At 62.6% G+C, this 5,799-nt stretch carries 8 protein-coding genes; 3 read left to right on the plus strand and 5 right to left on the minus strand.

Features of this window, described 5'->3' with window-relative positions; genetic code table 11:
- From EN906_RS20480 to EN906_RS20495, 4 genes are all read right to left on the minus strand, one after another.
- On the minus strand, positions 1-744 hold a 744-nt coding region (locus EN906_RS20480; protein WP_164777260.1), incomplete at its 3' end, for an ABC transporter ATP-binding protein.
- Positions 741-1,523: an ABC transporter permease gene (locus EN906_RS20485; protein WP_127301950.1), complete on the minus strand. Its 783-nt coding sequence runs from the start codon at positions 1,521-1,523 to the stop codon at positions 741-743. The genes EN906_RS20485 and EN906_RS20480, both read right to left, overlap by 4 nt.
- Before the next feature lies 1 nt (position 1,524).
- Positions 1,525-2,427 (minus strand): ABC transporter permease, encoded by a 903-nt coding sequence (locus tag EN906_RS20490; RefSeq protein ID WP_127270788.1) that lies wholly within the window; start codon positions 2,425-2,427, stop codon positions 1,525-1,527.
- Positions 2,428-2,440: 13 nt separating this feature from the next.
- Entirely contained in the window at positions 2,441-3,520 is a 1,080-nt protein-coding gene (locus EN906_RS20495; RefSeq protein ID WP_127270786.1) for a spermidine/putrescine ABC transporter substrate-binding protein, read from the minus strand.
- A gap of 92 nt (positions 3,521-3,612) precedes the next feature.
- Between EN906_RS20495 and EN906_RS20500 the strand changes: the two genes are divergently transcribed.
- From EN906_RS20500 to EN906_RS38375, 3 genes are all read left to right on the plus strand, one after another.
- A complete protein-coding gene (locus EN906_RS20500; protein ID WP_127375335.1) occupies positions 3,613-4,227 on the plus strand; it encodes a TetR/AcrR family transcriptional regulator in 615 nt (204 codons plus the stop codon).
- A 126-nt stretch (positions 4,228-4,353) separates the two neighbouring features.
- The gene (locus EN906_RS20505; RefSeq protein WP_127272713.1) at positions 4,354-4,923 is read left to right on the plus strand and encodes a DUF2569 family protein; all 570 of its coding nucleotides are present in this window, start codon (positions 4,354-4,356) and stop codon (positions 4,921-4,923) included.
- A gap of 61 nt (positions 4,924-4,984) precedes the next feature.
- On the plus strand, positions 4,985-5,167 hold the full coding sequence (locus EN906_RS38375) for a hypothetical protein (protein ID WP_236383443.1): 183 nt from the start codon (positions 4,985-4,987) through the stop codon (positions 5,165-5,167).
- Between the two features lie 205 nt (positions 5,168-5,372).
- Here EN906_RS38375 and EN906_RS20515 read toward each other — a convergent pair whose 3' ends face one another.
- Positions 5,373-5,672, minus strand: a complete 300-nt coding sequence (locus EN906_RS20515; RefSeq protein WP_127271999.1) for a DUF1236 domain-containing protein — start codon at positions 5,670-5,672, stop codon at positions 5,373-5,375.
- Positions 5,673-5,799: the final 127 nt, after the last annotated feature.

The raw sequence follows: 5,799 nt of genomic DNA on the forward strand, positions 1-5,799 counted from the left end.
CTCCGTGACTGTGCCGGCAAGGATCGCGCTTTCGCCCATGAAGGTGGCGGAAAAGCGCGTCGCCGGCCTGTGATAGACGCGCTCGGGCGGGCCTTCGTCCTCGATGCGCCCGTCATTCATCACCACACAATGGTCGGCCAGCGCCATCGCTTCTTCCTGGTCGTGGGTGACGTGGATGAAGGCGGTGCCGACGCGCTTCTGGATCGCTTTCAACTCGTCCTGCATCTGCCGGCGTAATTTGAGATCGAGCGCGCCGAGCGGCTCGTCGAGCAGAAGCACCGCCGGCTCGATCACCAGCGCCCGCGCCAGCGCCACGCGCTGCCGCTGGCCGCCGGAAAGCTGATGCGGCTTCTTGTCGAAGGCGGAGGCGAGGCCGACCAGCGCAAGCGCTTCACGCGCCTTTGCCGCCCGGGTAGCGCCGTCGACGCCCTGCATGCGCAGGCCGAAGCCGACATTGCTGCCGACGCTCATATGCGGGAACAGCGCATAGTCCTGGAACACCGTCGTCGTCGGCCGCTTGGCCGGCGGCACCGAGGTGCAGTCCTCGCCACGGATGAACACCTTGCCTTCGCTGGGGGTGACGAAGCCGCCCAGAATGGAGAGCAGCGTCGTCTTGCCGGAGCCGGACGGCCCGAGCAGGATGGTGTAGCTGCCGGGCTCGATCTGCAGCGAAACGTCATTCAGCACGGTGTGCTGGCCGAAGCGATGCGAGACGGCACGAATATCGACCAAAGGCGCGGTCATGCCTTTCTCCTGCGCAGCAATGTCAGTTCGAACAGCACCACCAGCACGATGGAGACGGCGAAGACCAGCGAGCCGACGGCGTTGGTCTTGGGGTTAAGGCCGGAGCGCAGCAGGTTCCAGATTTCGACCGGCAGCGTGGTGTCGAAGCGGGTGAGCAGGAAGGAGATCACGAACTCGTCCCAGGAGAAGGTCATCGACAGGAAGAAAGCTGCGAAAATGGCCGGCGCCATGACCGGCACGGTGATCAGCAGCAGCACCTTCCATTCCGGCGCGCCGAGGTCGCGCGCGGCACGCTCGATGTTGATCTGGTGGTCGCCCATCTGGCTGTAGATGATGGCAAAGCACAGCGGCAGGTTGATCACGACATGGCCGATGCCGGCGGCAAGCAGCGATTTCGGCACGCCGGCCCAGTTGAACAGCACCAGCAGCCCCATCCCGATGATGAGATAGCTGACCGTCAGCGGCAGGGTGATCAGCCCGCGCAGCAGGCCGGAGCCAGGCAGGACGAAGCGGGCAAAGCCCCAGGCGGAGAGAAAGCCGAGCGTGACGGCTGCGAGCGAGGAGATGGATGCCACCAGCAGCGAGTTGACCAGCGCCGAGGTCAGCCGCGTGTCCGAAAGAACCGCATCGTACCAGCGCAGCGACGGGCCGGTGAAGGGCGGGATCGGGAACGACGTCGCCTGCAGCGAAAACAGCACCAGCACGACGACCGGCAGGAAGATGAAGCCGTAGACGGCGAGCGCGTAGAGCCAAGAGGCGATGTGGACGAGCGGGCGCATCTCAGGCCCGCTCGATCTTCAGCCAGCGCGCGCAGGCGAGGTAGGCTGATGTGACCACCGCCATCAGGATAATCGACAGCGCCGAGGCCAGCGGGAAATCGCCGCGCCGGCCGATCTGCATCATCACCAGTTGCGGCATCAGCAGCTCGTTGTTGCCGCCCAGGATCTGCGGCGTGATGTAATCGCCGATGCACAGCACGAAGGTCAGGAAGGCGCCGACCATGATGCCGGGCAAGGTCAGCGGCAGCACGATATGCAGGAAGGTGCGCACCGGCCCGGCGCCGAGATCGGCGGCCGCCTTGCGGTAGCTCGGGCTCAACTGCTTGAGGTTGGCAAAGATGGTCAGCGTCAACAGCATGACGAAGAAATGCACGAAGCCGGTGACGGTGGCGAAACGCGTGTTGGCGAGTTGCAGCGGCTCGCTGATCAGGCCAGAGCCGGTCAGCGCCCGGTTGACGACGCCGTTCTGCGCCAGCACCAGCAGCCAGGAATAGGAGCGCACGACATAGGATGTCCAGAACGGCAGCACCGCCAGCATCAGCGCCAGCCGCTGCCAGCGTTCCGGCACCTGTTCGGCGAGGATCCAGGCAAAGGGATAGGCGAGCAGCACCGAGACCACGGTGACGATCGCGGTGACCTGCAGTGAGTTCACCATCGCCTGCCAGTAGGAAGGGTTGGTGAAGAACTGGCTGTAATTGGACAGCGTGAAGCCGCCGCCCTCATGCGCCGTCAGGCTGGAAAGCCCCATGGCGATGAAGGGCAGCACGAAGAACAGCAGCGTCCAGCCGAGCGCCGGCGTGACCAGCGCCCAGGGCAGGGCAGAGCCCGCCCGGGGCAGGGCCGCCCGGGGCAGAGCAGAGCCCGCCCGGGGCAGGGCACGTCCGTTGTTTGCCGAGCTGCTCATGAGCGCTATCGGCTCATTTCGCCTGCAGCATTTCGGTCCACATATCCTGCATCTTCTTGTCGAGATCGGCGTTCGGCGCCGGATAGGCCTGGGCGCGCGCCAGGAAGCCCGGCTGCTCGTCGAAGCGCAAAACCTTCTTCTGGTCGTCGGTGAGTGCGGCCTTGGTGTTGGCCGGCATGCCCCAATAGCAGGAGGAGGTGGCAAGGCGCGCCTGGCCTTCCGGGCTCATAATGTACTGGATAAACTTCAGCGCCATGTCCTTGTTCTTGGAATCCTTGAACATGGCCAGCGACTGCGACCAGAGAATCGCACCCTCCTTGGGGACCGAGAAGTCCAGCGCCGGGTTTTCCTTGGCCAGGCCCGCCGTCACCCATTCGCCGCCGCCGACCAATATGTCGACCTCGCCGGTCGCAAGCGCCGTCTGGCTGGCGGTCACTTCGCCGACCAGCTTGGCATTGGCCTTCATCTTCAAGAGCTCGTCCTTGAGGGCGGGCAGGTCGGCTTCGGTGAGATCGGCCGTCTTCTTGCCGATCGCCAGTGCGGCCATGCCGATGACCGGCAGGTAGTAGTCGTAGATGGCGACCTTGCCCTTGTACTTGTCGCCGGTGAGTGCTGCCATCGACTGCATGTCGGCTGGATCGACCTTGGTCTTGTTGTAGCCGATCGTGTTGTAGCCGAACTTTTCGGTGATGCCGTAGCGCTTGCCGCCGACCACGGTGGAGCCGTCCATCTTCACCTGCGGAAACAGATCGGCCAGCGGCAGCTTGTCTTCCGGCAATGGCTCGAACAGTCCCTTCTCGACGCCGCGCGGCACGTCGATGCTGTCGATCACCATCACATCCCAGTCGCCGGGCTGCGACTGCTCGACGATGGCGAGGCCGGCGCCGGTGCCCTCGAATTCCTTGACGTTGACCTTGACGCCATTGGCCTCCTCGAAAGGCTGCAGCAAGGCCGGATCGGCATGATCGCACCAGATCAGCGCGTTGAGATCGGCGGCCTGCGCGCCCGTCGAAAGCAGCAGCGCCGCGGCGGCGGCAGCTGTGCGCAAACGGGTCTTCAGGATGGAAAGCGGATTGCTGGCTGTGTGTGACATCGAGTGTTCTCCCGTGCCTTTGTGGCTTCTTGCAAAAAATTGAACCAATTCTAAAATTGAGTCAATTCTGTTTTTGTGGCAAGAGGCTGGGAATGAGCGGATTGCGGGCTAGGCAAAAGGCGGACCGGCACCGGCGTATCATCGAGGCGGCGGCCGAACTGTTTCGCGAGGCCGGCTACGAAGGCGCCAAGATCGAGGCGATGGCCGCGCAGGCCGAGGTCTCTGTCGGGACGATCTACAACTACTACGAGAACAAGGGCGACATCCTCGGCGCCATCGTCTCGCTGGAGGTCAACGAGGTGCTGAATGCCGGGCAAGGCGTCGTCGCCAGGCCGCCGGCCAATGTCGGCGACGCGCTGGACACGCTGGTCGGCATCTATATCGAGCACTCGCTGCACTATCTCAGCAAGGAGATGTGGCGGCAGGCGATGGCAATCTCGACGCAACTGCCCGACAGCCCGTTCGGCCAGGCCTACACCGCGCTCGACCGCGCCCTGACCGAACAGATCCGCGCCCTGATCGCCCGGCTGCAGGAGATTGGCCTGGTGCGCCAGGACATAGACGGTGCAGCGCTCGGCGAACTGATCTTCAACAACATGAACATGATGTTCATCGAATTCGTGAAGCGTGACGCGGCCAAGATACCGGAACTGCGCGCGGCGATACGGAGGCAGAATAGGATATTGGTGGCGGCGATTGGGGTGTGAGACGTCAGGAGCAGGCAGGAGAAAGCGTCGCTTCCGCATAAGACCTGGTTTCAGACGCGGGTCGCCTCTTGAGTTGAGTTTGAAATCTGGTACAACCTATAAGGGCATAAATAGAGGGAGGGGTAAATGGGGACGTTTTCAGTCTGGCATTGGGCGATCTTGCTGCTGTTGATCGGCGTGCCTGTTTTCCTTGCCGTTCGATCAGCCGCGAAGCCGTCACAGAATCCTGAGGCTCTTGTGGGCTTCGGCGGCTGGCTGATGCTGCTGGCTATCGGTCAGGCAGTGTCACCATTGCGGACGCTTGCCGACTTCGCCAATTCGGCCGACGGCTACCAGCAACTCATGACCCTCTCGAATGGGCCGCTGGCGGTGTATGGCGAGGTTGCCCTCAATCTGGCGTTTCTGGCGCTTCAGCTGGTTGTGCTCGTTTCGATGCTGCGGCGTAGCCGCCGCTTTCCGCAATTGTTTCTGCTCCAGTGGCTGGCGATTCCCGTCGTGTTTATCCTGGACACGATCTGGGTTGCGTCAGTTCTGGGCGTTCCGGTGAGCCTGGTGCTCGCAGGCGATGCGCTGGTGGCCCCCATAGTCTCGTTTGTGGTGACAGGGCTCTGGGTCGCCTACGTCTACAAGTCTGTCAGGGTGCGGAACACGTTCACCAGGATTGGGGCATCCGCCCAGGTTGCGAGCGCGTCATAGAAGGCAGCCCAATTTGGGATATTTTGGAGCGTCGGGGCTCGACGAACTGACCTTCAATGACATGATGTTCATCGAGTTCGTGAAGCGCGACGCGGCGAAGATACCCGGAGCTGCGCGCGGCGATCCGCAGGCAGAACCGGATTTTGGCGGCGGCGATCAGGGTTTGACCTCGTGCACCACTATGTCGTCATCGAAGCTGGAACGGCCAAATCCCGAGCCGAATGACCGCAACTGTCGTCCGTGACGGCTGCGAGCTTTTGGAAGGTCTTCATTTCGGCTTCATTTATAGGTGCTGCCCGCGCTTTCGCCTGGAGATCAGCCAGGCGCGCCACGAGGGCTTGCGACGTCTCGACTTCAGGGCTCATCATTTTCGTTTGTCCGATTCAGTGGCGATTTGACGAGCACACCCCGCCGCCATCCCTGCCGGCGGGCGTGGCCGGTTCGAAGTTTCAGTCGTAGACTTTCACAATCTTGCGTGTGCTCGGGTCCACCAGAACCGTTCGGTTGTCGACCACAGTATAGCGGTATTTGACGTTGGGGACCTCGTGGAGCTCGACCGTGTCTGGCAGAGCCGTGCCGACGTTCAGCTCCACCCCCGGAAGCTTCACAGAAGCCAAGGGTTGCTTCTTCACGTATTCGCGCACGACGGTGTCCTGTTCCTGTGTGATAACCACATCCTGTGCCGCAACCGCGCCGACGCTGGCCAGCAGCAAGAGCGCCGCAGCGGCGCTGGTTAGGTGCATCCCCATTGTTTTCCTCCTCTTTTAATGTGGCGGCAGCACGATCGGCTGCGCGCGAACTACCCGAACACGTCGCCAGGCCAAACGTTCCTCATACGGGCTTCTGTCGGAATCTCCGCAGGACCAAAGTCTGATT

Origin of the sequence: Mesorhizobium sp. M7A.F.Ca.CA.004.06.1.1 (genome assembly GCF_003999135.1) — a bacterium.
In the GTDB taxonomy this organism is placed as follows: Bacteria; Pseudomonadota; Alphaproteobacteria; order Rhizobiales; family Rhizobiaceae; genus Mesorhizobium.

Excerpts from the sequence above, each read along its gene's own strand:
- EN906_RS20485 (WP_127301950.1), bottom strand. The coding sequence starts at position 1,523 with ATGCGCCCGCTCGTCCACATCGCCTCTTGGCTCTACGCGCTCGCCGTC.
- EN906_RS20490 (WP_127270788.1), bottom strand. The coding sequence starts at position 2,427 with ATGAGCAGCTCGGCAAACAACGGACGTGCCCTGCCCCGGGCGGGCTCT.
- EN906_RS20495 (WP_127270786.1), bottom strand. The coding sequence starts at position 3,520 with ATGTCACACACAGCCAGCAATCCGCTTTCCATCCTGAAGACCCGTTTG.
- EN906_RS20500 (WP_127375335.1), top strand. The coding sequence starts at position 3,613 with ATGAGCGGATTGCGGGCTAGGCAAAAGGCGGACCGGCACCGGCGTATC.
- EN906_RS20505 (WP_127272713.1), top strand. The coding sequence starts at position 4,354 with ATGGGGACGTTTTCAGTCTGGCATTGGGCGATCTTGCTGCTGTTGATC.
- EN906_RS38375 (WP_236383443.1), top strand. The coding sequence starts at position 4,985 with ATGATGTTCATCGAGTTCGTGAAGCGCGACGCGGCGAAGATACCCGGA.
- EN906_RS20515 (WP_127271999.1), bottom strand. The coding sequence starts at position 5,672 with ATGGGGATGCACCTAACCAGCGCCGCTGCGGCGCTCTTGCTGCTGGCC.